Here is a 20,867-nt window from a genome sequence, read left to right on the forward strand (position 1 = left end):
GCGATGAGCGCCGACCGCGTCTATGCCAAGACCGACAAGGGCCGCGCCGAACTGCTGTCGCGTACCGGCACGCTGCGCGGACGGCTGCGCGCGGCGCTCATCGTCGTCAATGGTCAGGCACCGCTGTCCGCGCTGCAGGAGGTGATCGGCGACGGCGCAGCTGATCTGCTCGAAGAACTGCGCACGCTGGGCCATGTCGAGGCGGTCGAACCGGCAGCGCTGCCAGCCGCCAACAGCAGCGCAACGCCGGCCAACGCGCTGCTCGAAATGCGCCGCGCCGACGCCATGCAGCGGCTGGCGCCGCACTTCGGTCCCGATGTGGCGCTGGTCGCGCGCCCGCTGCTGGCCGCCGAAGACGCGACCGCCTTCAACAGCGCGCTTGATGCGGTCGAGAGCAAGCTCGCGCTCTACATGGGCCGCCGCGACGCCGCGCGCACGCTGGATGGGCTGAGGTTCCCGCAATGACGGCGCCACTGCGCATCCTGCTGCTGTGCCACAGCTTCAACAGCCTGAGCCAGCGCCTGTACGCCGAACTGACGGCGCTCGGCCACACGCTGTCGGTCGAGCTGGACATTGCCGACGCGGTGACCGGAGAGGCGGTGGCGCTGTTCCAGCCTGACCTCGTGCTGGCGCCCTTCCTGAAGCGGCGCATTCCGGAGTCGGTGTGGCGCGCCCTGCCCTGTTTCGTCGTACATCCGGGGCCGCCGGGTGACCGCGGCCCGGCCGCGCTCGACTGGGCCATCGTCGAGCGGCAGCGCGAATGGGGCGTCACCGTGCTGCAGGCGGACGGTGATTTCGACGCCGGCCCGGTATGGGGGGCCGCCACCTTCCCGCTGCGTGCGGCGTCCAAGGGCGCGATCTACCGGCGCGAGGTGACCGAGGCGGCCGTCGCGGCGACTTTGCAGGCGCTCGCCCGCTTCACTGCCGGCGAAGCGCCGCAGAAAAGTGCGCCCGCGGCTGACGGCTGGCGCGGCGTGCTGCCGCAGTCGCGTCGCGCCATCGACTGGTCGCGCGACGACAGCGCAACGGTGCTGGCGAAGATACGCGCCTCCGACGGCCAGCCCGGCGTCATCGATGCACTGTTCGGCCAGCCCTGCCGGCTGTTCGACGCGCACCCGGCGACGCTGGAGGCGCTGGCCGGTTTCGGTGGCGCGCTGGGCGACCTGCTGGCGCAGCGCGACGGCGCGCTGCTGCGCCGGACCGTCGATGGTGGCATCTGGATAGGCCGAGTGTCGGTCGCCCTTGGCGATGCCGCGTCGCCGATCAAGCTGCCGGCGACGCAGGCTTTCGGGGCGGATGCGGCGGCACTGCCCGAGCGCGCGGTGCCGCTTGTGCGCGCGGCCGACGAGTGGGGCGAGCTGCGCTACGCCGAACACGGCGAGCACGGCGCGCGGGTCGGCGTGCTGAGTTTCGACTTCTGCAATGGCGCGATGTCCACCGCGCAGTGCCAGCGCCTGCGCGACGCGCTGGTCGAGGTGAAGCGGCGCGACACGCAGGTCCTGCTGATAGCCGGCGGCGACGGCTTCTTCAGCAATGGCATCGACCTCAACTGCATCGAGGCGGCGGCGCACCGCGACGGCGACAGCGCGGCCGACGAATCGTGGCGCAACATCAACGCGATGAACGACGTCGCGCTGGAAATCATCACGACGACCGACCGCCTCACCGTGTCGCTGCTGCGCGGTAACGCCGGTGCCGGCGGCGCCTTCCTCGCGCTGGCGGCGGACGAGGTGTGGGCGCAGCGCGGCGTCATGCTGAACCCGCACTACAAGAATATGGGCAATCTGTACGGCTCCGAGTACTGGACCTACCTCGCGCCGCGCCGGCTCGGCGCCGACGGCGCGCGTGCGCTGATGCAGAGCCGGCTGCCGCTGTCGGCACCCGAGGCGCTGCGCATCGGCTTCGTCAACCGCTGTCTCGACGTGCCGGCCGGCGATGCCCTCGATGCGGCGGTGCAGGAAGCCCGGCTGCTGGCCGCGTCGTACAATCTGCGCGATCGCGTCATGCGCAAGCAGACCGAGCGCGCGGCCCACGAAGCCGAACGTCCGCTCGCCGATTACCGCAAGGAAGAACTGTCCCGCATGCACCGCAATTTCTACGGCTTCGATCCCAGCTACCACGTGGCGCGCCACCACTTCGTGCACAAGCTTCCGCATGCCTGGACGCCGCGCCACCTGGCCGTGCACCGTGAGGTGGCTGCGCGATGAACGCGAGCCTGCGCGTGCCCACCGTGCTGGTGGTCGATGACGAGGTCCGCTCGCAGGACGCGATGCGCCGTACGCTGGAAGAGGATTTCACCGTGCTCACCGCCAGCGGCGCCGACGACGCGCGCCAGCAGCTGGAGCGGCACGAGGTGAATGTCATCCTGTGCGACCAGCGCATGCCCGGCCTGACCGGCGTGCTGTTCCTGAAGGAGGTGCGCGAGCGCTGGCCCGACGTCGTGCGCATCGTCATTTCCGGCTACACCGATTCGGAAGACATCATTGCCGGCATCAACGACGCCGGCATCTACCAGTACATCCTGAAGCCCTGGGTGCCCGACCATCTGCTGGCCACCGTGCGCAATGCCGCCGAGGCGCAGACGCTGCAGCAGGAAACCGCCCGCCTCGACCTCGAACTGCGCACCGCCACACCCGTGCTGCGCCAGCGCGCCGCGCACAAGCTGGAGCGCGCGCGTCGCACCTTCGGCTTCGATCGCATCGAGCGCTCGACCGGCAGCCCGCTCGATTCGGTCTGCGAAATGGCCTCGCGTGTCGCCCGCTACGACCTGTCGGTGCTGGTGCTCGGCGAATCCGGCACCGGCAAGGAGCTGCTGGCGCGCGCCATCCACTACGCCAGTCCGCGCGCCAATGGCGCCTTCGTCGTCGAGAACTGCGCGGCGATACCGGAAACCCTGCTCGAATCCGAACTGTTCGGCCACAAGCGCGGCGCCTTCACCGGCGCCTACGAAGACCATATCGGCCTCTTCCAGCGCGCCGACGGCGGCACCGTGTTCCTCGACGAGATTGGCGAAACCTCGCCCGCCTTCCAGGTGCGCCTGCTGCGCGTGCTGCAGGAAGGCGAGGTGCGCCCGGTCGGCGGCACGCGCGCGGTGCCGGTGGACGTGCGCGTCATCGCCGCCACCCACCGCGACCTCGAACAGCGGGTGCGCGAAGGGCTGTTCCGCGAGGATCTGTATTACCGCATCGCCGGCGCCACCTTCACCGTGCCGCCGCTGCGCGAGCGCGTCGGCGACATCGAGCCGATCGCCCGCCGCGTGGTCAACGAGGTGGGCATCGAACTGGGCCGCCCCGGCGCTTCGCTGACTGACGAGGCGATGGCCTGTCTGATGGGCTATCCGTGGCCCGGCAACATCCGCGAACTGCGCAACGAACTGGCGCGTGCGCTGGCGCTGAGCGACAGCGAACGGATCGAGGCGCAGTCGCTGTCGCTGCGCGTGCTGCACGGCCAGGCCGGCCTCACCGCCACCGCCAGCGCCACCCCGCTGCCCGCCAGCGGCACACTGGCCGAGCGGCTGGACGCGATCGAAGCCATGGTGCTGCGCGAAACCCTGCTCCGCCACCGCTGGAACAAGACGCGCGCCGCCAAGGAACTGGGTCTGTCCCGGGTCGGTCTGCGTGGAAAGATGGTGCGCTTCGGGCTGGAGGGGTGATGGTCGATGCTGCGACAGTCGCGGGTGGGGTCGATGCGGTGCTCGGCCGCTGGCAGCGCGATCCGCACGCGCTGGTGCAGATCCTGCGCGAAACGCAGGCGCTCACCCACTGGCTGCCGCGCCCGCTGCTCGCCCACATCGCCGCCGCACTCGGTCTGACGCCGGCCCAGGTCGAAGGCGTGGCCGGCTTCTACCGCTTCTTCCACACCCGGCCGGTCGGCCGCACGCGAGTGCTGTTCTCCGACAACATCACCGACCGCATGCTGGGCAGCGAAACGCGGCTGGCGCAGCTGTGCGCACGCCTCGGCGTCGCAGCGGGCGAGGTCAACGCGCAGGGCCGCTTCAGTGTCAACCGCTGTTCCTGTACCGGACTGTGCGACCAGGGCCCGGCGCTGCTGGTGAATCACCATCAGGTCGTCACGCGACTGGACGCGGTGCGCGTCGATGCGCTCGCCGATCTGCTGCTCGCCGGCACGCCGGTCGAGCAGTGGCCGGCCGAGTGGTTCGACGTGATCGACGGCGTGCAGCGCGCCGACGTGCTGTTGAGCGGTCTGGCCGCCGACACGCCCGCCTTGCCGGCGGTGCTCGCCCGGTCGCCGCAGGCCCTGCTCGACGAAGTGGCGACTTCCGGCCTGCGCGGCCGCGGCGGCGCAGGCTTCCCGACCGCGCGCAAATGGCAGGCCTGTCGCGACGCCGTCAGCGACCTGCGCGTGGTCGTTTGCAACGCCGACGAGGGCGAGCCCGGCACCTTCAAGGACCGCGTGCTGCTGGCCAGTCACGCCGACGCCGTGTTCGACGGCATGACGGTGGCGGCGCGTGCGGTCGGCGCGCAGCAGGGCTTTCTCTACCTGCGCGGCGAGTACCGCTACCTGCTGCCGCAGCTCGAACAGGTGCTTGCGCGCCGCCGCGCGCAGGGCCTGCTCGGCCGTGACGCGGGCGGCGTCGCCGGCTTCGGTTTCGACATCGCCATCCACCTGGGCGCCGGCGCCTATGTCTGCGGCGAAGAATCGGCGCTGATCGAATCGCTCGAAGGCAAGCGCGGCACGCCGCGCATCCGCCCGCCCTTCCCGGTGCAGGCCGGCTACCTCGGCCGGCCGACCGTGGTGAACAACGTCGAAACCTTTTGCGCCGTGGCCCACATCGCCCGCCGTGGCGGCGCCTGGTGGGCCGGCATCGGCACCGCGCAATCGACCGGCACCAAGATCCATTCGGTGTCCGGCGACTGCGCGCGACCCGGCCTGTACGAATACCCGCTGGGCACGTCCATCGCGCAGATCCTGGCCGACTGCGGAGCGCGCGACGTGCAGGCGGTGCAGGTGGGCGGGCCGTCCGGCGCCTGCGTGCCGGCGTCGGAAGCGGGCCGCGCCATCGCCTTCGAGGACGTGCCGAGCGCCGGCGCCTTCATGGTGTTCGACCACTCACGCGACCTGTTCGAGGTGGCGCGCCACTTCGCCCGCTTCTTCGCGCACGAAAGCTGCGGCCTGTGCACGCCCTGTCGCGTCGGCACCGAACTGGTGGTGCGTCGGCTGGACAAGCTGGCTCACGCGCGCGGCGCCGGCAGCGCGTCCGCCTTCGACATCGACCGCCTGCACGATCTCGACACGGTGCTGCACAGCGGCACCCACTGCGGCCTCGGCGCCTCGGCCTGCAATCCGCTGCGCGACACGATGCGTCATTTCGGCGCCGCCTACGCGCAGCGCGCGACCGCGCCGCAGTTCCAGCCGGATGTCAACCTCGACGCCGAACTGTCGTCAGCGCGCCGCGTGACCGGGCGGACTGACGCCGGCGCGCATCTGCACACGGACACGCCGGCATGAGCGCCGTCGATCCGACCATCGACCTTGACGGCCAGCCGGTCGCGCTGCAGCCGGGCGACACGATACTGAGCGCCGCCGCGCGCGCCGGGCTGGACATTCCGCACCTGTGCTGGAGCGACGAAGTGTCCGGCAGCGCGTCGTGCCGACTGTGCACCGTGCTGGCCGACGGCCGCCCGGTGGCTGCCTGCGTGACGCCGGCGGTGGCTGGCCAGAAGGTCGAATGCCGCACGGCGTCGCTGGCTACGCAGCGGCTGCGGCTCTTACAGATGCTGTTCGTCGAGGGCAATCACTTCTGCCCCGGCTGCGAAAAGAGCGGCAACTGCGTGCTGCAGGTTCAGGCCGAACGCGCCGGCATGACCGACCTGCATTTCGAGGCGCTGAACCCGGAGCGGCCGGTCGATGCCAGCCACCCCGATGTGCTGTTCGAACCGAACCGCTGCATCCTGTGTCAGCTCTGCGTGCGCGCCAGCGACGAGATCGACGGCAAGCGGGTGTTCGCAATCGGCGGCCACGGCATCGCCACCCGGCTGCTGATCGACAGCCCGAGCGGCCGCCTCGGCGACAGCGCGCTGTCGGTGGACGACCGCGCGGCCCACATCTGCCCGGTCGGCGCGCTGCTGCCCAAGCGGGTCGGCTTCGCGGTGCCGATCGGCCAGCGCCGCTTCGACACGGAGGACACGCGCGGATGAACGCGAGCTCCCCGTCGCCGCGCAAGCTGCGCGTCGCCACCGTGTCGCTGGCGGGCTGTTTCGGCTGCCACATGTCGCTGCTCGACATCGACGAGCGGCTGTTCGATCTGGTCGAGCGGGTCGAATTCGACCGCTCGCCGCTGACCGACATCAAGACCGTCGGCGAGCACGAGCAATGCGACATCGGCCTGGTCGAAGGCGGTCTGTGCAACGCCGAGAACGTCGAGGTGCTGCGCGCCTTCCGCGCCCGCTGCACCGTGCTGGTGGCGGTCGGCGCCTGCGCCATCACCGGCGGCCTGCCGGCGCTGCGCAATCACCTCGACGTCGGCGACATCCTGCAGTCGGTGTATGGTCGGGTGCCGGACGACCCGGAACTGCCGCTGCCGCTGAACCGCGTGCTGCCGATACACGAAGTGGTGCGCATCGATCACGCGCTGCCCGGCTGCCCGCCGCCGGCCGACGCCTTCTGGCAACTGCTGCAGGACCTGATCGCCGGGCGCACACCGACGCCGGCGCCCGGCCTGATCCGCTACGACTGAAGCCATGGATACGCGCCCGCTCGAAACCGCTGCCGACCCCAAAGGATTGCGCCGCATCGCGATCGACCCGCTGTCGCGCGTCGAGGGCCACGGCAAGGTGACGCTGCTGCTCGACGACGACAATCGCGTGCGCCAGGTGCGGCTGCACATCGTCGAATTCCGCGGCTTCGAGAAATTCATCGAAGGCCGGCCGTACTGGGAAGTGCCGGTCATGGTGCAGCGGCTGTGCGGCATCTGCCCGGTGTCGCACCATCTGGCCGCGTCGAAGGCGTTCGACCGCGTGGTCGGCGGCTGGCCGGTGCCGCCGGCGGCCGACCGCATCCGCCGGCTCATGCACTACGGCCAGATCGTGCAGAGCCACGCGCTGCACTTCTTCCACCTCGCTTCGCCCGACCTGCTGTTCGGCTTCGACGCCGGGGTCAACCGCCGCAACATCGTCGGCGTGGCCGCCGCCTTCCCGGACGCTGCGCGTCAGGGCGTCATGCTGCGCAAGTTCGGGCAGGAGGTGATCCGCATCACCTCGGGCAAGCGCATTCACGGCACCGGCTCGATACCCGGCGGCATGAACCGCGCGGTCGATCCGGCCGAACGCGACGCGCTGCGCGCCGAACTGCCGCAGGTGCTGGCCTGGGCGCAGGACGCAGTGACGCTGGCCCGCCGCCTGCACGAAAGCCTGCCGGCGCGCTATGCCGACTTCGCCGACACGCCGGCGGCCATGATGTCGCTGGTCGGCCACGACGGCGCGATGGAGTTGTACGACGGCGTGCTGCGCCTGCGCGAGGCCGACGGGCGCATCGCGGTCGATGGTTTCGACGACCAGCGCTACCGCGAACTGATAGCCGAAGCGGTCAAGCCCTGGACCTATATGAAGTTTCCCTACCGCCGCGACCTCGGCGTCAACGACGGCGGGTACCGCGTCGGCCCCCTGGCGCGCGTGCAGAACTGCGACTTCATCCCGACCCCGCGCGCCGAAGAGGCGCGCCAGGCCTTCGTCGCCGCGCACGGCGGCCGGCCGGTGCACGCGGTGCTGGCCATCCACTGGGCGCGCATGATCGAACTGCTGCACGGCGTCGAAACGGTCGCCGCGCTGCTCGACGACGCGCTGATCACCGGCGGCCCGCTGCAGGCTGAGGGGCCGCGCCAGCGCTCCGGCATCGGCATCATCGAAGCGCCGCGCGGCACGCTGATCCATGAATACGAAGTCGGCGACGACGATCTGGTCACGCGCTGCAATCTGATCGTGTTGACCACGCACAACAACCAGGCGATGAACGAGGCGGTGCGCGCGGTGGCGCTGCGCTACCTCGACGGCGAAACGATTACCGAAGGTCTGCTCAACCACATCGAAGTGGCGGTGCGCGCCTACGACCCCTGCCTGTCCTGCGCCACGCACGCGCTCGGCCAGATGCCGCTGGCGGTGAGCCTGCGTGCCGCCGACGGCCGCGTGCTCGACCACGTACTGCGCAGCTCGACCGGCGAACTGCTGCGCGACGGCCCGGCGCACGACGCCGAGGCGGCGCAATGACGGCGCCGCTGCTGGTGCTGGGCTGGGGCAACCCGAGCCGCGGCGACGACGCGCTGGGCCCGATGCTGGTCGATGCGCTGGCGGCGTATGCCGGACGTGCCCTGCCCGCCGGCACGGTGGACTGCCTCAGCGACTACCAGCTGCAGATCGAGCACGCACTCGACCTGGTCGGACGCGAACGCGTGCTCTTCGTCGATGCGTCGATCGGGCTGGATGCGGCGTATGTGGTGCGCAGCGTACAGCCGCAGCGCGAGCGCCGGATTACCAGCCACGCGCTGTCGCCCGAGGCCGTGCTGCAGGTTTTCGTCGATCTGCAGCAGCGCGAACCGCCGCGCTGTGATGTACTGGCCATCCGCGGTCGTCGCTGGGAGCTGGGCGAGCAGCCGGATGCGCAGGCCGTGGCCGATCTCGAACAGGCGCTCGCCCGGGCGCGCGGCTGGCTGCACGACGCCGTCGCTCGCGGCGCGCACACCGAAGGAGTGAATGCATGAACGTGCTCTGGTTGCAGTCCGGCGGCTGCGGCGGCTGCAGCATGTCGCTGCTGTGCGCCGACACCGACGATTTCCACGGTCAGCTGCGCGACGCCGGCATCGATCTGCTGTGGCATCCGTCGCTGTCGCTGGACAGCGGCACTGAGGTGACCGCGCTGCTCGGCCGCATCCTCGACGGCGATCTGCCGCTGGACGCGCTGTGCGTCGAAGGCTCGCTGCTGCGCGGGCCGAATGGTACGGGCCGGTTCCACATCATGGCCGGCACCGGCCTGCCGATGATCGAATGGGTGCGCAAACTTGCGGCGAAGGCGCGCCACGTGATCGCCATCGGCAGCTGCGCCGCCTGGGGCGGCGTCACCGCCGGCGGCGACAACCCGACCGACGCCTGCGGCCTGCAGTACGAGGACGACGTGCGCGGCGGCCTGCTCGGCGGCGACTTCCGCGCCGCGGGCGGCCTGCCGGTGATCAATATCGCCGGCTGTCCGACCCACCCGAGCTGGGTGCTCGACACGCTGATGGCGCTGGCCGCCGACGGCTTCACCGAAGTCAACCTCGACACGCTGGGCCGGCCGCGCTTCTACGCCGACCAGCTGGTGCACCACGGCTGCACGCGCAACGAGTACTACGAATTCAAGGCCAGCGCCGAAAAGCCCTCGGACCTCGGCTGCATGATGGAAAACATGGGCTGCAAGGGCACGCAGGCGCACGCCGACTGCAACACCCGGCCGTGGAACGGCGAAGGCTCCTGCACCCGCGGCGGCTACGCCTGCATCAGCTGCACCGAACCCGGCTTCCAGGAACCGGGCCACCCCTTCCACGCCACGCCCAAGCTCGCCGGCATCCCGATCGGCCTGCCGACTGACATGCCCAAGGCCTGGTTCGTCGCGCTGGCGTCACTGTCGAAGTCGGCGACGCCGAAGCGGGTGAAGGTGAACGCGGTGTCCGACCACGTGGTGGTGCCGCCGGTGGCGCGAAGGACAAGATTGAAGTGACGGTGTTTCTGACCGCCGACTCGCCGCTCCGGGCCAAGGCGGATCTCATCGGCGAGCCGGTGGGCCTTCTGTTCGAGATCATTGCGCGTTTCCTGTTCAGGATCATGTCCACCCTGTTCGGCCCGGAGGGGCAGGACGGTTATGGTCTGTCTGACTGGATATTGTTGATTGCGCTGTTGACCGGGGTGGCAATCGGGATCGCGTGGGCGGCGATGACGTTGATCCGCGTAACGCACAAGAAGGGAAAGGAAAGACGTTGAGGGTTACTGATAGCAAGAGGGAACTCTCCGCATGACCCGCCTCCTCGTCGGCCCCTTCAACCGCGTCGAGGGCGATCTCGAAGTGACGCTGGACGTCGCCGACGGCCGCGTCGCGTCGGCGCATGTCAATGCGCCGATGTACCGCGGCTTCGAACAGATCCTGCGCGGGCGCGAGCCGCATGACGCGCTGGTGTATGTGCCGCGCATCTGCGGCATCTGTTCGGTGTCGCAGTCGGTGGCGGCCGCGCGTGCGCTGGCCGATCTCGGCGGCATCACGATGCCGGCCAACGGCCAGCACGTGACCAACGTGATTCTCGCCACCGAAAATCTGGCCGATCACCTGACCCACTTCTATCTGTTCTTCATGCCGGATTTCGTGCGGCCGGTGTATGCCAGCCGGCCCTGGCATGCCGAGGCGGTGCGCCGCTTCACGCCGCAGACCGGCGAACAGGTGCGCGCCGCGATCGCCGCGCGCCAGCGCTGGTTTACGCTGCTCGGCACGCTGGCCGGCAAGTGGCCGCACACGCAGAGCATCGACCCCGGTGGCTCGACGCGCGCCATCGACGCCGCCGAACGCGTGCGCCTGCTGGCCCGCGTGCGCGAATTCCGCCGCTTCCTCGAAACCCACACCTATGCGGCGCCGCTGGAACAGGTGGCCGCGCTCGATTCGGAAGCCGCGCTCGACGCCTGGCATCACTCGGCACCACTCGCCGACCCGCTGAACGGCGACCTGCGCTTTTTCCTGACAGTCGCGCGCGATGCGGAACTGGCCACGCTCGGCGCCGGTCCCGGCCGCTTCCTCAGCTACGGCGCTTACCCGCAGCCTGAGGGCGGCACTGCGCTGGGCGCCGGCGTCTGGCACGCCGGCGTGCTGTCGCCGCTCGACCCGGCCGCCATCCGCGAAGACGCCACGCACGCCTGGCTGAGCGATGCCGGCGGCCCGCAGCATCCGCGCAGCGGCGTCACGCTGCCGGAACCGGACAAGGCCGGCGCCTACACGTGGAACAAGGCGCCGCGGCTGGCCGGCGCAGTGGTCGAAACCGGTGCCATCGCGCGCCAGCTGGCGAGCGGCCATCCGCTCATCGTCGATCTGGTCGGCCGTTACGGCGGCACGGTCTACACGCGCGTCGTCGCCCGCCTGCTCGAACTGGCGCGCGTCGTGCTCATGATGGAAGACTGGCTGCGCGCGGTGCGGCCGGGCGAACCTTTCTGCACGCCCGGCCGGTTGCCGGACGAAGGCAGCGGCGCCGGCCTTGGCGAAGCGGCTCGCGGCAGCCTGGGCCACTGGATTTCGGTGCGCGATGGCCGCATCGCCAACTACCAGATCGTCGCGCCCACCACCTGGAACTTCTCGCCGCGCGACGCCGCCGGCCGCCCCGGTGCGCTGGAATCGGCACTCGAAGGCGCCCCGGTGCGCGACGGCGAAACCACGCCGGTGGCCGTTCAGCATATCGTGCGATCCTTCGATCCGTGCATGGTGTGCACGGTGCACTGACCCGGAGCCCCCATGCAGCGCTTCACCATTTCCCTCGACGACCAGCTGGCCGCGCAGTTCGACGACTGGATCGCGCAGCGCGGCTACGGCAACCGCTCGGAGGCGGTACGTGACCTGTTCCGTGCCGAACTCGACCGCACGGCGCAGCAGACGGGCAGCGCGACGTACTGCGTGGCCTGCCTGTCCTACGTGTTCAACCACCACGAACGCGACCTGGCCGAGCGCATCATCAGCCTGCAGCACGCGCACCACGACCTGACGGTGTCGTCGATGCACGCCCACCTCGATCACGACTACTGCCTCGAAACCGTCATCCTGAAAGGCGAGATCGCCGCGGTGCGGCAGTTCGCCGATGCCGTGTGCGCCGAGCGCGGCGTGCACCACGGCCAGATCAACCTGATCAGCGTCGAACTGGACGCCGGCCATCACCACGCCGGGCCGGGCGGCCATCGCTACACGCGGCGGCACGAGCGTGGCGGACATGGCCACGTGCACATCAAGCCCAGCACCTGACGCCAGCGCCGCTGCCGCAGCATCGATCGGAATGGCAGCGCGCTGACCACCGCACGACCGGCCGTCGCGCCGAAACGCTTGCCCGGCGTGGTGCCGCGACTGGCACGCTTCTCGCGTATGAAGACTGTCCCAAATCTTCATACAAAAAGATGAACGCCAAAAAAGACTTCTCCGGGAAGGTGTTGCGGGCGCCATCGGCGTCCGTGCAGGGATTGCTGCCGCTGCTGTGCGTGCCCGTCATCGGGGCATGGGGCACCGCGCTGGCGCACGAGGCGGCGCCGTCGGCCCACCACCTCGACGCGGTGACCATCGAGGGCCACTACGACAACGCGGTCGGCACGTCCGACGCCGCCAGCCAGGGCCGCGTTACCGCGCGGCTGATCGAGAACCGGCCGACGCTGCGTCCGGCCGAGGTGCTGGAATTCGTGCCGGGCGTCATCGTCACGCAGCACAGTGGCGGCGGCAAGGCGAACCAGTACTTCCTGCGCGGCTTCAACCTCGACCACGGCACCGACTTCGCCACCTATATCGATGGCATGCCGGCCAACATGCCGACGCACGCGCACGGCCACGGCTACACCGACCTGAACTGGCTCATCCCGGAACTGGTCGGCCGCATCGACTACCGCAAGGGCCCGAACTACGCCGAAGAGGGCGATTTCGCGTCGGCCGGGTCGGCGCGGCTGCGACTGGTCAACCGCCTCGACTACGGCAGCGCCGAAGTGACCCTCGGTCAGGACGGCCACCGACGCGGCCTGCTGATGAATTCGCACGCGCTCGGCGCCGGCACGCTGCTGTACGCGCTCGAAACCTCACGCAGCGACGGCCCCTGGGACAACCCGGAAGACTTCCGCCGCATCAACGGCGTGCTGCGCTACACGCTGGGCGAGGGCGCCAACCGCACCGCGCTGACCGCGATGGCCTATACCGCGCGCTGGGACTCGACCGACCAGATTCCGCTGCGCGCCGTGCAGTCCGGCCTGATCGGCCGCTACGGCACGGTGGACCCGACCGATGGCGGCAAGACGCAGCGCTACAGCCTGTCGGTCAACCACCAGCGTGCCTGGGACGACGGCGCCTTCCGCTTCAATGCCTACGCCATTCAGTCGGAGCTGGACCTGTGGTCCAACTTCACCTACTTCCTCGAAAACCCGGCCGACGGCGACCAGTTCCGTCAGTCGGAACAGCGCACCGTGCTCGGCATGGCGATGAGCCGCAGCTGGGACGGCCAGTTCGCCGGCCGGCCGATGACCAACACGCTGGGCGTGCAGCTGCGGCACGACCGGCTGAGCCCGGTCGGGCTCTACTCGACGGTCGCGCGCAGCACCACGGGCGTGATCCAGCAGAGCCGCGTGCGTCAGACCAGCCTCGGCCTTTACGGCGAGAACAGCGTGCAATGGACGCCCTGGTTGCGCAGCCTGGCCGGTCTGCGCATCGACCGCTACGACTTCGACGTCGCCAGCTCGATCGCCGCCAACAGCGGCGACGCCTCCGACCACATCGCCTCGCCCAAGCTGTCCTTGGTGTTCGGGCCGTGGGCGCGCACCGAGTACTTCGTGAACTACGGCTACGGCTTCCACAGCAATGACGCCCGCGGCACCACGGCGCGCGTCACCGCCAAGGGCGGGCTGCCGGCCGACCCGGTCGATGCGCTGGTGCGCACCAAGGGCGGTGAAGTCGGCGTGCGTACCGAGTGGGTTCCCGGCCTGCAGAGTTCGCTCGCGGTATGGACGCTGAAGCTCGATTCGGAACTGCTGTTCGTCGGCGACGCCGGCGAAACCGAACCCAACCGCGCCAGCAAGCGCAGCGGCATCGAGTGGAACAACCGCTGGACGGTGCAGCCGTGGCTGCTGCTGGACCTCGATGTCGCCGCCTCGCGCGCCCGCTTCACCGAGGACGACCCGGCCGGTAACCATGTGCCGGGTGCGGTCAACCGCGTCGTCGCCGCCGGCCTGAGCCTGACCGAAGACAACCCGCTGGCCAACGGCTGGTTCGGTCACCTGCAGATCCGGCACGTCGGCCCGCGCCCACTGGTCGAAGACGACTCGGTGCGTTCCGACTCGACCACGCTGGCCTATCTGCGCATTGGCCACCGCCTCACCCGCGACCTGCGGCTGATGCTGGACGTGTTCAACCTGTTCGACAGCGGCGACAACGACATCGAGTACTTCTACACCTCGCGCCTCAACGGCGAAGCGGCAGGCGGCGTCGATGACCGTCACTTCCACCCGGTCGAACCGCGCAGCGTGCGGCTGACGCTGAACGCTCGATTCTGAGCCCGATTCGCGGGCTGAGCTTGGGCGGGCTTCTGTGGGAGGGGTCTTCTGACCCCGACAGCGGCCTGAATCGAAGCCGGGCAGCCTGCCAACGCCGCATCGCGACCAAAGGTCGCTCCCACAGGGGCTGAGCCCGATCCGCCGTCGAAGCCTGGGCGGGGGGCTGTGGGAGGGGTGTTCTGACCCCGACGGTGGCTTGAATCGAAGCCTGCGGCCTGCCACGGCCGCGTCGCGGTCAGAAGACCGCTCCCACAGGGGTGGTGCGCTTGATCAACGATCCGAGCCCGGGCCCGGGTTCTGCAGGAAGAGGTGTGCCCGATCCGCGGCTCGGGCGGCGGGGCTTCTGTGGGAGGGGTCTTCTGACCCCGACAGCAGCCTGAATCGAAGCCGGCGGACTGCGGCGGCCCTGTCGCGGCCAAGGCCGTTCCCACAGGGGCTGAGTCTGATCCGAGGGCTGAGCCTGGACGGGGTTCTGTGGGAGGGGTCTTCTGACCCCGACAGCGGCCTGAATCGAAGCCGGGCGGCCTGCCAGCACCGCATCGCGACCAAAGGTCGCTCCCAGGAGGATCGCTCCCTGCTCGCCGCCGGAGCCGGGTTCCGTGGGAGCGAGCTTGCTCGCGATGCAGCCAGTACCGTACGCGCCTACTCCTCGACCAGCTTCACCTTCACATACCGCCCCTTCACCATGCCGCCATCCAGCCGCAGCACCGCCTCCTTCGCGATGCTGCGCTCGACGGCGACGAAGGTGAGGTAGTCGGTCACGTCGATGCGGCCGATCTGCTCGCGGGTGAAGCCGGCGTAGGCGGTGAGCGCGCCGAGCACGTCGCCGGGGCGCATCTTTTCCTTGCGGCCGCCCAGTATCTGCAGCGTGGCCATCGGCGGTACCAGCGGTGCGTCGCTGCTGGCTTCGAGTTCGGCCAGCGTGCCCCACTCCAGCGGGCGACCCTGCGCTTCCTCGATGCGCTGCGCGCGCACCTTCTCGAACGGGGCCGCCAGCGCCCATGCGGCACCTTCGGCGTCGCCGCGACCGGTGCGGCCAATGCGGTGCACGTGCACCTCGGGGTCTGGCGTGACCTCGACGCTGATCACCGCGTCCAGCGCGTCGATGTCCAGCCCGCGTGCGGCGACGTCGGTCGCCACCAGCACCGACACGCTGCGCTGGGCGAAGCGCAGCAGTGCGCGGTCGCGGTCGCGCTGTTCGAGGTCGCCCGACAGTTCGATCGCCTCGATGCCGGCTTCGCGCAGCGCCGCCACCACCTCGCGGCAGCGCCGCTTGGTGTTGCAGAAGGCGATGGTGCTGACCGGCCGGTAATGGCGCAGCAGGCGCAGTACGGCCTCCGGTCGCTGCGCCTCGTCGACTTCGAAGAAGCGCTGGCGGATCTTGTGTTCGGCGTGCTGCATCTCGACCGTGATGCGCTCGGGCGTGCGCAGGAACTGCGCCGCCAGCCGCTCGATGCCTTCCGGAAAGGTGGCCGAGAACAGCAGCGTCTGCCGCTCGCGCGGGCACTGCCGCGCGACGTGCGTGATGTCGTCGAGGAAGCCCATGTCGAGCATGCGGTCGGCTTCGTCGAGCACCAGCGTATTCACGCCACGCAGGTCGAGCGTGGCGCGCTCCAGGTGGTCGATGATGCGGCCCGGCGTGCCGACGATGACGTGCGCGCCGTGCGACAGGCTGTCAACCTGCGGGCCGATCTTGCTGCCGCCACACAGCGTGAGCACCTTGATGTTGTCGGTACCGCGCGCCAGCCGCCGGATTTCCTTCGCCACCTGGTCGGCCAACTCGCGCGTGGGGCACAGCACCAGCGCCTGCGGCGAGAACCAGCGCGGGTTCAAGCGGGCCAGCAGCGGCAGCGCGAAAGCGGCGGTCTTGCCGCTGCCGGTCTTGGCCTGCGCGATCAGATCGCGCCCGGCCAGCGCAACCGGCAGCGCGGCGGCCTGCACCGGCGTCATCGCGTCGAAACCGAGCGTGCGCAGGTTGGCGAGGGTGTCGGGCGACAGCGGCAGGCTGTCGAAGGCGGTATCGGGGGAGGGGGAAGCGGCAGAGGTCATGCCGGATTATCCGCGATCCGGCGCCGCGGCGCCCCTGGTCAACTGTCGCAGCCCTGCCTCATGCCGCCGGGCTGCGACCCAATCAGCGGCAATGCGGTTCAGCGAATCACGCCGCAGGCCACGCGGGCGCCGCCGCCACCGAGCGGGGCCGGGTGGTCGGCGTGGTTGTCACCGCCGGCATGCACCATCAGCGACCGGCCGGCCACGTCGGCCGCTTTCAGACGCGGTGCGAGCACCGGGTTGGTCGCGTTGCCGGCCGCGTCAACATAGAGCGGCGGCAGATCGCCCAGATGGCCGTCGCCCCACGGCGTGCCGTGCTTGTTGCTGCCCGCTGGATCGTAATGGCCGCCGGCCGCCAGCGCCGGCACCTTCTTGCCATCCTTGTCCATCGGCTCGCAGCTCGGGTTCTGGTGCACGTGGAAACCGTGCAGGCCGGGCGGCAGGCCCTGCAGCGCCGGGGTGAACACCAGGCCGTAGCCAGTCTCGGAAATCGTCACGTTGCCGACCGGCGTGCCGACGCCCTTTTCATCGACCACGCTGACCGGCACCACGATGTCGGCGCTGGCCGCGCCGCTCGCGGCCATCATCAACGCAAGAATCATCTTTTTCATCTGACATCCTCCTTGAGCTCGTCTTTCGGATGCGACGCCATCGCGCGCGCGTCGTGCGACAAGCATATCGTCATCGCGCCATACGGCGGACGACAATCTTTCAGGCGCGGCCGGCGACGATGTCGGCAAAGCCTGCCGCGGTGAGCGAGCGCGCCTGCGCAAAGCCGCCGACGAAGCGCGCCGACAGCACTGAAATCACGAACAGCGAAAAGTCGCCGAAGGAGAACAGCTCCGCGCTCTCCGGCAGCCGCGCCAGATAGGCGGCACGCGCGTCGTCGTGGCCGGGCGCGCCGGCCGGGCAGACCTCGGCCCGGCCGCGCACGCTCAACCGCGGCAGCGCCAGCGGCGACTCGCCGGCCGCCAGCGGCGCGGTGATCAGCAGCGCGACTTCGGGGTGGGCGCGCATATCGGCGGTGTGGCTCGCCAGCGCGCTGACGTGGATGACGAAGCGCCCGTCCGGCAACAGCGCACAGGGCACCATCGAGACGGCCGGCTCGCCGTCGTGCAGCGTCGCCAGCGCCGCCACCGGCTGGCGGGCCAGCAACTCGCGCAGTGCCTGGGCCTGTTCGGGCGTCATCGTGTTCAGGCGCGCCAGGGCAGGTTCATCACCGTGCCGTCGGGCAACGCCACCGTGTCGCCCAGCGGCATCGCCGACACGAACTCGCTGTCGCTTTCGGCGAAGATCTGGTGCACCGCATTCGCCGGCAGGATGAGCGTGTCGCCGGTTGTGTAGCGAACCTCCTGCCCCTCGACCGTCGCCCGCCCGCTGCCGCTGAGGATGAGCACCACCTCTTCGCCGCTGTGGCGGTGCGGCGGTGTGGCCGCACCCGCTTCCATGCGTCCGCGCCACATTTCGATCTGCTGCGCGCCGCTCGCGGGTGTGGCGACGCCGGCGATGTGGTTGCCCTGCATCGAGTGGGTCTGGTTCCGAGCGAATGAAAAGACGGCCACGGTGGTTCTCCGTAAGTGGGGCGGGAAAGCGGCGCCAGTGTGCCCCTCGGCGACCCGCGCTGCCGTGAAGCCCGCCACGCCCCCGATCAGGCCGGGCGCCAGGGCTGCACCTTGTCCTGCTCGGCCGGATCGTTGCGCGCCACCACCGCGCGCGCCGGCTGCGTCGTGCTCAGGTTCACCGCCTCGTGCGGCACGCCCTGCGGCACGAACAGGAACTCGCCGGCGCGGCTGATCACCTCGTTCTCCAGCGCCTCGCCCCAGCGCGTCAGTACCTCGCCCTCCAGCACGTAGATGCCGGTTTCGTAGCCGACATGCAGATGCGGCTCCGAGCGTGCGCCGGGCGGAATCACCACCAGATGCATCGAAAGACCACTGGCGCCGACGGTCTGACCGGAAATGCCGACGAAGTAGGGCAGGCGCTGCGCGGTGGACACTTCCGTCGTCGGTGTGACGGCGTGTACGCGAAGGTTCTCTGCGGTGTGCATGGCATGCTCCTTCCGTGTGCCGCTTCCGGTAGTACGCGGCGAGTGGCGCGGTACGGCGCCGAGGGTTGACGGTGCGTCGCTAGCGGTAGCGCGCGGCGGTGATGAACTGGTTGAAGGTTTCGCACCATACGATCACCGATGAATAGTCGGACGGGTTGATCGAAGCGGGCACTGGCACGACGAAGTTGCGGAAGGTGCGAACGTCGCCGACCCTCACCATGCGGTCCTTGAGGCGCAGGAAATCCGCTTCGGTCTCGACGAACTCCGGCGACAGGTAGAGCTTGTAATCCGGGCCGGGCGCCAGCTCGCCCTCGAACACGATGGCTTCCGCGCCGATCGACACCTTGCCTTCGCCCCAGTGCAGCGCATCGCTGTCTTTCAGGTCGCGGCGGAAGTGAGCTTCATGGCGTGCCGCCGTCGCCTGTGCGGCCACCTCGTCGCCAGAGGGTGCAGGCGGCGCGATCAGGATCGGCAGTGCGTAGATGCCGAGCGCGAAGCCGACGGCGGCCGACAGGGCATGCGTCAGGGCATGCGTCAGGGCATGCGTCAGGGCGAGGAGCAGCGATTTTTTCATGGCGTGTCCGGTCATCAGGGCGGCGGCGTCACGGAGCCGTCACCGGCGTCAGCGCCCGCAGCCGCATGGCGTGCGGCCGCGGCCGGTCTGCGTGCGCTCGCCGAGCCGCAGGCCGAGCTTCTCGGCAATCAGGCCCGATAACGCCAGCAGTGCGACGGTGAGTAGGCCCGTCAGCCAGACGGGCGGCATGTCGGCCGACCAGATCAGTCCGAGGCCGCCGAACGCTGCGCAGACGATCAGCAGCTCGAGCAGGGTGCGCCAGAAGAGCAGGATCAGGCACGCGCCGGCAAGGGTGAGGACGACGAGGACTTCGGGCGTCATGATGACCTCCGTCAGGGAACGGGTCGCGTGGCGGGCACGCTGCGCTACTCGTCCTTCGTCGGCTCCAGCACGAACACCATGCCCAGTGCCCCCACCGATACCGTGCGCTCATTCACCGTCGTGTAGGACGCGATGCCCAAGGGATGATACGTCAACGTGAAGGCCGTCAGCGCCCCGATGCCGAGCACCCCGGCCAGCGGGCTGCGTTCGGCGATGACCTCCTTGATCTTGGCGCGGTGCTGCTCGGGCGACGGATTGAGCAGAAACGCGGCGGCGGTCACTGCCGTCGCGACCACTGCGGAAATGACTGCGGTCTTGGCCATGGCGTAGTGGGCGTAATGGGCGGAAAGTGCCTGACGATTGAGAGGAAGGGGCAAGGCAGTGCATCGACCGATGAACGCGCAGGGTCAGGAACAGCGCGGACGGCGCCAGCGAGCGCCCGTGTTCCCTCCCCTCCGGTGCCTTGGTCTGCGGCACTGCATGCCGGTGAACCTTACCGCGCAGCTGATCCGGTGTCTCCCTTCACACCGTCCCCCGATACCGACGGCTCGACGACTGGCGTCCTCGGCGGCGCGCCGCTGCAATCGCGCACTACCGCAGGAAAGAAGGTAACGCTGGCGCCCTTGCCCGGGCGCGGACTTCTGCCGCCTCGACGCCGCCGTTCACCCGCGGCCCGGCCGCTGCGAAGTGGCGGCGGTCACCGCGGCGGAAAAGGCAGTCGCACGGCAATTCACGTCGAGCGCCTTGCGCACCACGCATGGACGAAACCTGCCTGGTAGAACCGGACAGGAGTGCTGAAACCACCGCGTCCGATAATGGCCTCGACCTCGCCCGGCGGGAGAATGGCCACGTCCTTCGCCCATGCCGCGTGCGTCTTCTCGATTGCGTCAGCGGGCACCTTGGCTGCGTGGAGCATGCTCACCCAGGCTTTCAGCAAGGTGTCGTACTCGGGTGAGCCCACCGTCAACGACAGATCCGCGCTGGCCAGAATACCCCCCGGGCGCAACCTCGCAGCTATGGACCGGAAAAAGCTGGCGCGTTCGTCCTGATCAAGAAAGAACTGCGACACCATGAAGCAAGTGGCTGCATCATGAGGTTCGATATCGGGTAAGGATTCCAGATAGCCTTCGTGAAACGTGCAGCGCGAGGCGAACGACTCCTTCTCCGCTCGCTGGCGACAGACATCGAGCATCGCTCCGGAAGGCTCCACGGCCGTGAAGCGCCAATGCGGAAACTTCCCGGCCAGGTAGGAAAGCTCCGCGCCCGCGCCCAATCCGACACACAGTATCCGGGCACTGTCAGGCAGCCCGGAAAATATCCATTCGAGCTGAAAATGAAGGCCCTCGTGAACAGGCGCAAGTTTCCTTTGCTGATGTTCATAGCCGGAAGCCTGCTGATCAAACACGGCTTTGAGTTCGTCCTGGTTCATGCGCGGGGGCCCGATAAAGTCTGATGACGCTACAGAAACACCCCGTCGCGGGGCAAGTGATTGCGTCCGGCCTTCGCCGGCACGAGGTTGTTCTCCGTCTGGCAGATGGGTTGGGCCTGGAGAAGTTCATCGTCCACGCGGGAGATGTCGGGTGCGTGACAACGCAGTGCCGCGCTCACCGAGCCCGCGAAGGCGGGT

Annotated in this window: 22 protein-coding genes; 13 read left to right on the top strand and 9 right to left on the bottom strand. The window is 69.5% G+C overall.

Annotated elements, in window-relative coordinates:
* Positions 1-3 precede the first annotated feature (3 nt).
* The 13 genes from ACQ66H_RS00445 to ACQ66H_RS00505 all read left to right on the top strand — a co-directional run bounded on the left by ACQ66H_RS00445 (position 4) and on the right by ACQ66H_RS00505 (position 14,249).
* Positions 4-465 (top strand): hypothetical protein, encoded by a 462-nt coding sequence (locus tag ACQ66H_RS00445; protein WP_430432349.1) that lies wholly within the window; start codon positions 4-6, stop codon positions 463-465.
* Positions 462-2,207 (top strand): enoyl-CoA hydratase-related protein, encoded by a 1,746-nt coding sequence (locus ACQ66H_RS00450; protein WP_430432350.1) that lies wholly within the window; start codon positions 462-464, stop codon positions 2,205-2,207. The genes ACQ66H_RS00445 and ACQ66H_RS00450 overlap by 4 nt, the downstream gene beginning before the upstream one ends.
* Entirely contained in the window at positions 2,204-3,652 is a 1,449-nt protein-coding gene (locus ACQ66H_RS00455) for a sigma-54-dependent transcriptional regulator (RefSeq protein ID WP_430432351.1), read from the top strand. Before ACQ66H_RS00450 ends, ACQ66H_RS00455 begins: the two co-directional genes overlap by 4 nt.
* On the top strand, positions 3,652-5,469 hold the full coding sequence (locus tag ACQ66H_RS00460) for an NAD(P)H-dependent oxidoreductase subunit E (RefSeq protein ID WP_430432352.1): 1,818 nt from the start codon (positions 3,652-3,654) through the stop codon (positions 5,467-5,469). The genes ACQ66H_RS00455 and ACQ66H_RS00460 overlap by 1 nt, the downstream gene beginning before the upstream one ends.
* Positions 5,466-6,158 (top strand): 2Fe-2S iron-sulfur cluster-binding protein, encoded by a 693-nt coding sequence (locus tag ACQ66H_RS00465; RefSeq protein ID WP_430432353.1) that lies wholly within the window; start codon positions 5,466-5,468, stop codon positions 6,156-6,158. The genes ACQ66H_RS00460 and ACQ66H_RS00465 overlap by 4 nt, the downstream gene beginning before the upstream one ends.
* Positions 6,155-6,697: an NADP oxidoreductase gene (locus ACQ66H_RS00470; protein WP_430432354.1), complete on the top strand. Its 543-nt coding sequence runs from the start codon at positions 6,155-6,157 to the stop codon at positions 6,695-6,697. Before ACQ66H_RS00465 ends, ACQ66H_RS00470 begins: the two co-directional genes overlap by 4 nt.
* A gap of 4 nt (positions 6,698-6,701) precedes the next feature.
* Positions 6,702-8,222 (top strand): Ni/Fe hydrogenase subunit alpha, encoded by a 1,521-nt coding sequence (locus tag ACQ66H_RS00475; RefSeq protein ID WP_430432355.1) that lies wholly within the window; start codon positions 6,702-6,704, stop codon positions 8,220-8,222.
* Positions 8,219-8,713 carry a hydrogenase maturation protease gene (locus ACQ66H_RS00480; protein WP_430432356.1) on the top strand — a complete coding sequence of 165 codons (495 nt, stop codon included), beginning with the start codon at positions 8,219-8,221 and terminating at the stop codon, positions 8,711-8,713. The genes ACQ66H_RS00475 and ACQ66H_RS00480 overlap by 4 nt, the downstream gene beginning before the upstream one ends.
* Positions 8,710-9,705: a HupU protein gene (locus tag ACQ66H_RS00485; RefSeq protein WP_430432357.1), complete on the top strand. Its 996-nt coding sequence runs from the start codon at positions 8,710-8,712 to the stop codon at positions 9,703-9,705. Before ACQ66H_RS00480 ends, ACQ66H_RS00485 begins: the two co-directional genes overlap by 4 nt.
* Positions 9,702-9,965 carry a hypothetical protein gene (locus tag ACQ66H_RS00490; RefSeq protein WP_430432358.1) on the top strand — a complete coding sequence of 88 codons (264 nt, stop codon included), beginning with the start codon at positions 9,702-9,704 and terminating at the stop codon, positions 9,963-9,965. Before ACQ66H_RS00485 ends, ACQ66H_RS00490 begins: the two co-directional genes overlap by 4 nt.
* Positions 9,966-9,996: 31 nt before the next feature.
* Positions 9,997-11,460 carry a nickel-dependent hydrogenase large subunit gene (locus tag ACQ66H_RS00495; RefSeq protein ID WP_430432359.1) on the top strand — a complete coding sequence of 488 codons (1,464 nt, stop codon included), beginning with the start codon at positions 9,997-9,999 and terminating at the stop codon, positions 11,458-11,460.
* 12 nt (positions 11,461-11,472) lie between these two features.
* Positions 11,473-11,973, top strand: a complete 501-nt coding sequence (gene nikR, locus ACQ66H_RS00500) for a nickel-responsive transcriptional regulator NikR (RefSeq protein WP_430432360.1) — start codon at positions 11,473-11,475, stop codon at positions 11,971-11,973.
* A 149-nt stretch (positions 11,974-12,122) separates the two neighbouring features.
* Positions 12,123-14,249 (top strand): TonB-dependent receptor, encoded by a 2,127-nt coding sequence (locus ACQ66H_RS00505; protein ID WP_430432361.1) that lies wholly within the window; start codon positions 12,123-12,125, stop codon positions 14,247-14,249.
* Between the two features lie 642 nt (positions 14,250-14,891).
* Here ACQ66H_RS00505 and dbpA read toward each other — a convergent pair.
* The 9 genes from dbpA to ACQ66H_RS00550 form a co-directional block, all read right to left on the bottom strand.
* Positions 14,892-16,298, bottom strand: coding sequence for an ATP-dependent RNA helicase DbpA (dbpA, locus tag ACQ66H_RS00510; RefSeq protein WP_430432362.1), 1,407 nt, complete (start codon positions 16,296-16,298; stop codon positions 14,892-14,894).
* Between the two features lie 98 nt (positions 16,299-16,396).
* A complete protein-coding gene (gene sodC / locus ACQ66H_RS00515) occupies positions 16,397-16,909 on the bottom strand; it encodes a superoxide dismutase [Cu-Zn] SodC (protein WP_430432363.1) in 513 nt (170 codons plus the stop codon).
* Positions 16,910-17,009: 100 nt separating this feature from the next.
* Positions 17,010-17,486, bottom strand: a complete 477-nt coding sequence (locus ACQ66H_RS00520; RefSeq protein ID WP_430432364.1) for a HugZ family protein — start codon at positions 17,484-17,486, stop codon at positions 17,010-17,012.
* A 5-nt stretch (positions 17,487-17,491) separates the two neighbouring features.
* The gene (locus ACQ66H_RS00525) at positions 17,492-17,860 is read right to left on the bottom strand and encodes a cupin domain-containing protein (RefSeq protein WP_430432365.1); all 369 of its coding nucleotides are present in this window, start codon (positions 17,858-17,860) and stop codon (positions 17,492-17,494) included.
* A gap of 86 nt (positions 17,861-17,946) precedes the next feature.
* Positions 17,947-18,345, bottom strand: coding sequence for a cupin domain-containing protein (locus ACQ66H_RS00530; protein WP_430432366.1), 399 nt, complete (start codon positions 18,343-18,345; stop codon positions 17,947-17,949).
* A gap of 79 nt (positions 18,346-18,424) precedes the next feature.
* Positions 18,425-18,919, bottom strand: a complete 495-nt coding sequence (locus ACQ66H_RS00535; protein ID WP_430432367.1) for a DM13 domain-containing protein — start codon at positions 18,917-18,919, stop codon at positions 18,425-18,427.
* A 48-nt stretch (positions 18,920-18,967) separates the two neighbouring features.
* Positions 18,968-19,240, bottom strand: a complete 273-nt coding sequence (locus tag ACQ66H_RS00540; RefSeq protein ID WP_430432368.1) for a hypothetical protein — start codon at positions 19,238-19,240, stop codon at positions 18,968-18,970.
* Positions 19,241-19,284: 44 nt separating this feature from the next.
* Entirely contained in the window at positions 19,285-19,563 is a 279-nt protein-coding gene (locus ACQ66H_RS00545) for a hypothetical protein (protein ID WP_430432369.1), read from the bottom strand.
* Positions 19,564-19,970: 407 nt separating this feature from the next.
* Positions 19,971-20,669, bottom strand: a complete 699-nt coding sequence (locus ACQ66H_RS00550; RefSeq protein WP_430432370.1) for a class I SAM-dependent methyltransferase — start codon at positions 20,667-20,669, stop codon at positions 19,971-19,973.
* Between the last annotated feature and the right edge of the window lie 198 nt (positions 20,670-20,867).

The sequence above is a fragment of the Methyloversatilis sp. genome, assembly GCF_965284615.1.
Lineage (GTDB): Bacteria > Pseudomonadota > Gammaproteobacteria > Burkholderiales > Rhodocyclaceae > Methyloversatilis.

Bases quoted from the DNA above. Each gene is read 5' to 3' on its own strand.
- ACQ66H_RS00445 (WP_430432349.1), top strand. From the start codon at position 4: ATGAGCGCCGACCGCGTCTATGCCAAGACCGACAAGGGCCGCGCCGAA.
- ACQ66H_RS00450 (WP_430432350.1), top strand. From the start codon at position 462: ATGACGGCGCCACTGCGCATCCTGCTGCTGTGCCACAGCTTCAACAGC.
- ACQ66H_RS00455 (WP_430432351.1), top strand. From the start codon at position 2,204: ATGAACGCGAGCCTGCGCGTGCCCACCGTGCTGGTGGTCGATGACGAG.
- ACQ66H_RS00460 (WP_430432352.1), top strand. From the start codon at position 3,652: ATGGTCGATGCTGCGACAGTCGCGGGTGGGGTCGATGCGGTGCTCGGC.
- ACQ66H_RS00465 (WP_430432353.1), top strand. From the start codon at position 5,466: ATGAGCGCCGTCGATCCGACCATCGACCTTGACGGCCAGCCGGTCGCG.
- ACQ66H_RS00470 (WP_430432354.1), top strand. From the start codon at position 6,155: ATGAACGCGAGCTCCCCGTCGCCGCGCAAGCTGCGCGTCGCCACCGTG.
- ACQ66H_RS00475 (WP_430432355.1), top strand. From the start codon at position 6,702: ATGGATACGCGCCCGCTCGAAACCGCTGCCGACCCCAAAGGATTGCGC.
- ACQ66H_RS00480 (WP_430432356.1), top strand. From the start codon at position 8,219: ATGACGGCGCCGCTGCTGGTGCTGGGCTGGGGCAACCCGAGCCGCGGC.
- ACQ66H_RS00485 (WP_430432357.1), top strand. From the start codon at position 8,710: ATGAACGTGCTCTGGTTGCAGTCCGGCGGCTGCGGCGGCTGCAGCATG.
- ACQ66H_RS00495 (WP_430432359.1), top strand. From the start codon at position 9,997: ATGACCCGCCTCCTCGTCGGCCCCTTCAACCGCGTCGAGGGCGATCTC.
- nikR (WP_430432360.1), top strand. From the start codon at position 11,473: ATGCAGCGCTTCACCATTTCCCTCGACGACCAGCTGGCCGCGCAGTTC.
- ACQ66H_RS00505 (WP_430432361.1), top strand. From the start codon at position 12,123: ATGAACGCCAAAAAAGACTTCTCCGGGAAGGTGTTGCGGGCGCCATCG.
- dbpA (WP_430432362.1), bottom strand. From the start codon at position 16,298: ATGACCTCTGCCGCTTCCCCCTCCCCCGATACCGCCTTCGACAGCCTG.
- sodC (WP_430432363.1), bottom strand. From the start codon at position 16,909: ATGAAAAAGATGATTCTTGCGTTGATGATGGCCGCGAGCGGCGCGGCC.
- ACQ66H_RS00520 (WP_430432364.1), bottom strand. From the start codon at position 17,486: ATGACGCCCGAACAGGCCCAGGCACTGCGCGAGTTGCTGGCCCGCCAG.
- ACQ66H_RS00530 (WP_430432366.1), bottom strand. From the start codon at position 18,345: ATGCACACCGCAGAGAACCTTCGCGTACACGCCGTCACACCGACGACG.
- ACQ66H_RS00535 (WP_430432367.1), bottom strand. From the start codon at position 18,919: ATGAAAAAATCGCTGCTCCTCGCCCTGACGCATGCCCTGACGCATGCC.
- ACQ66H_RS00540 (WP_430432368.1), bottom strand. From the start codon at position 19,240: ATGACGCCCGAAGTCCTCGTCGTCCTCACCCTTGCCGGCGCGTGCCTG.
- ACQ66H_RS00545 (WP_430432369.1), bottom strand. From the start codon at position 19,563: ATGGCCAAGACCGCAGTCATTTCCGCAGTGGTCGCGACGGCAGTGACC.
- ACQ66H_RS00550 (WP_430432370.1), bottom strand. From the start codon at position 20,669: ATGAACCAGGACGAACTCAAAGCCGTGTTTGATCAGCAGGCTTCCGGC.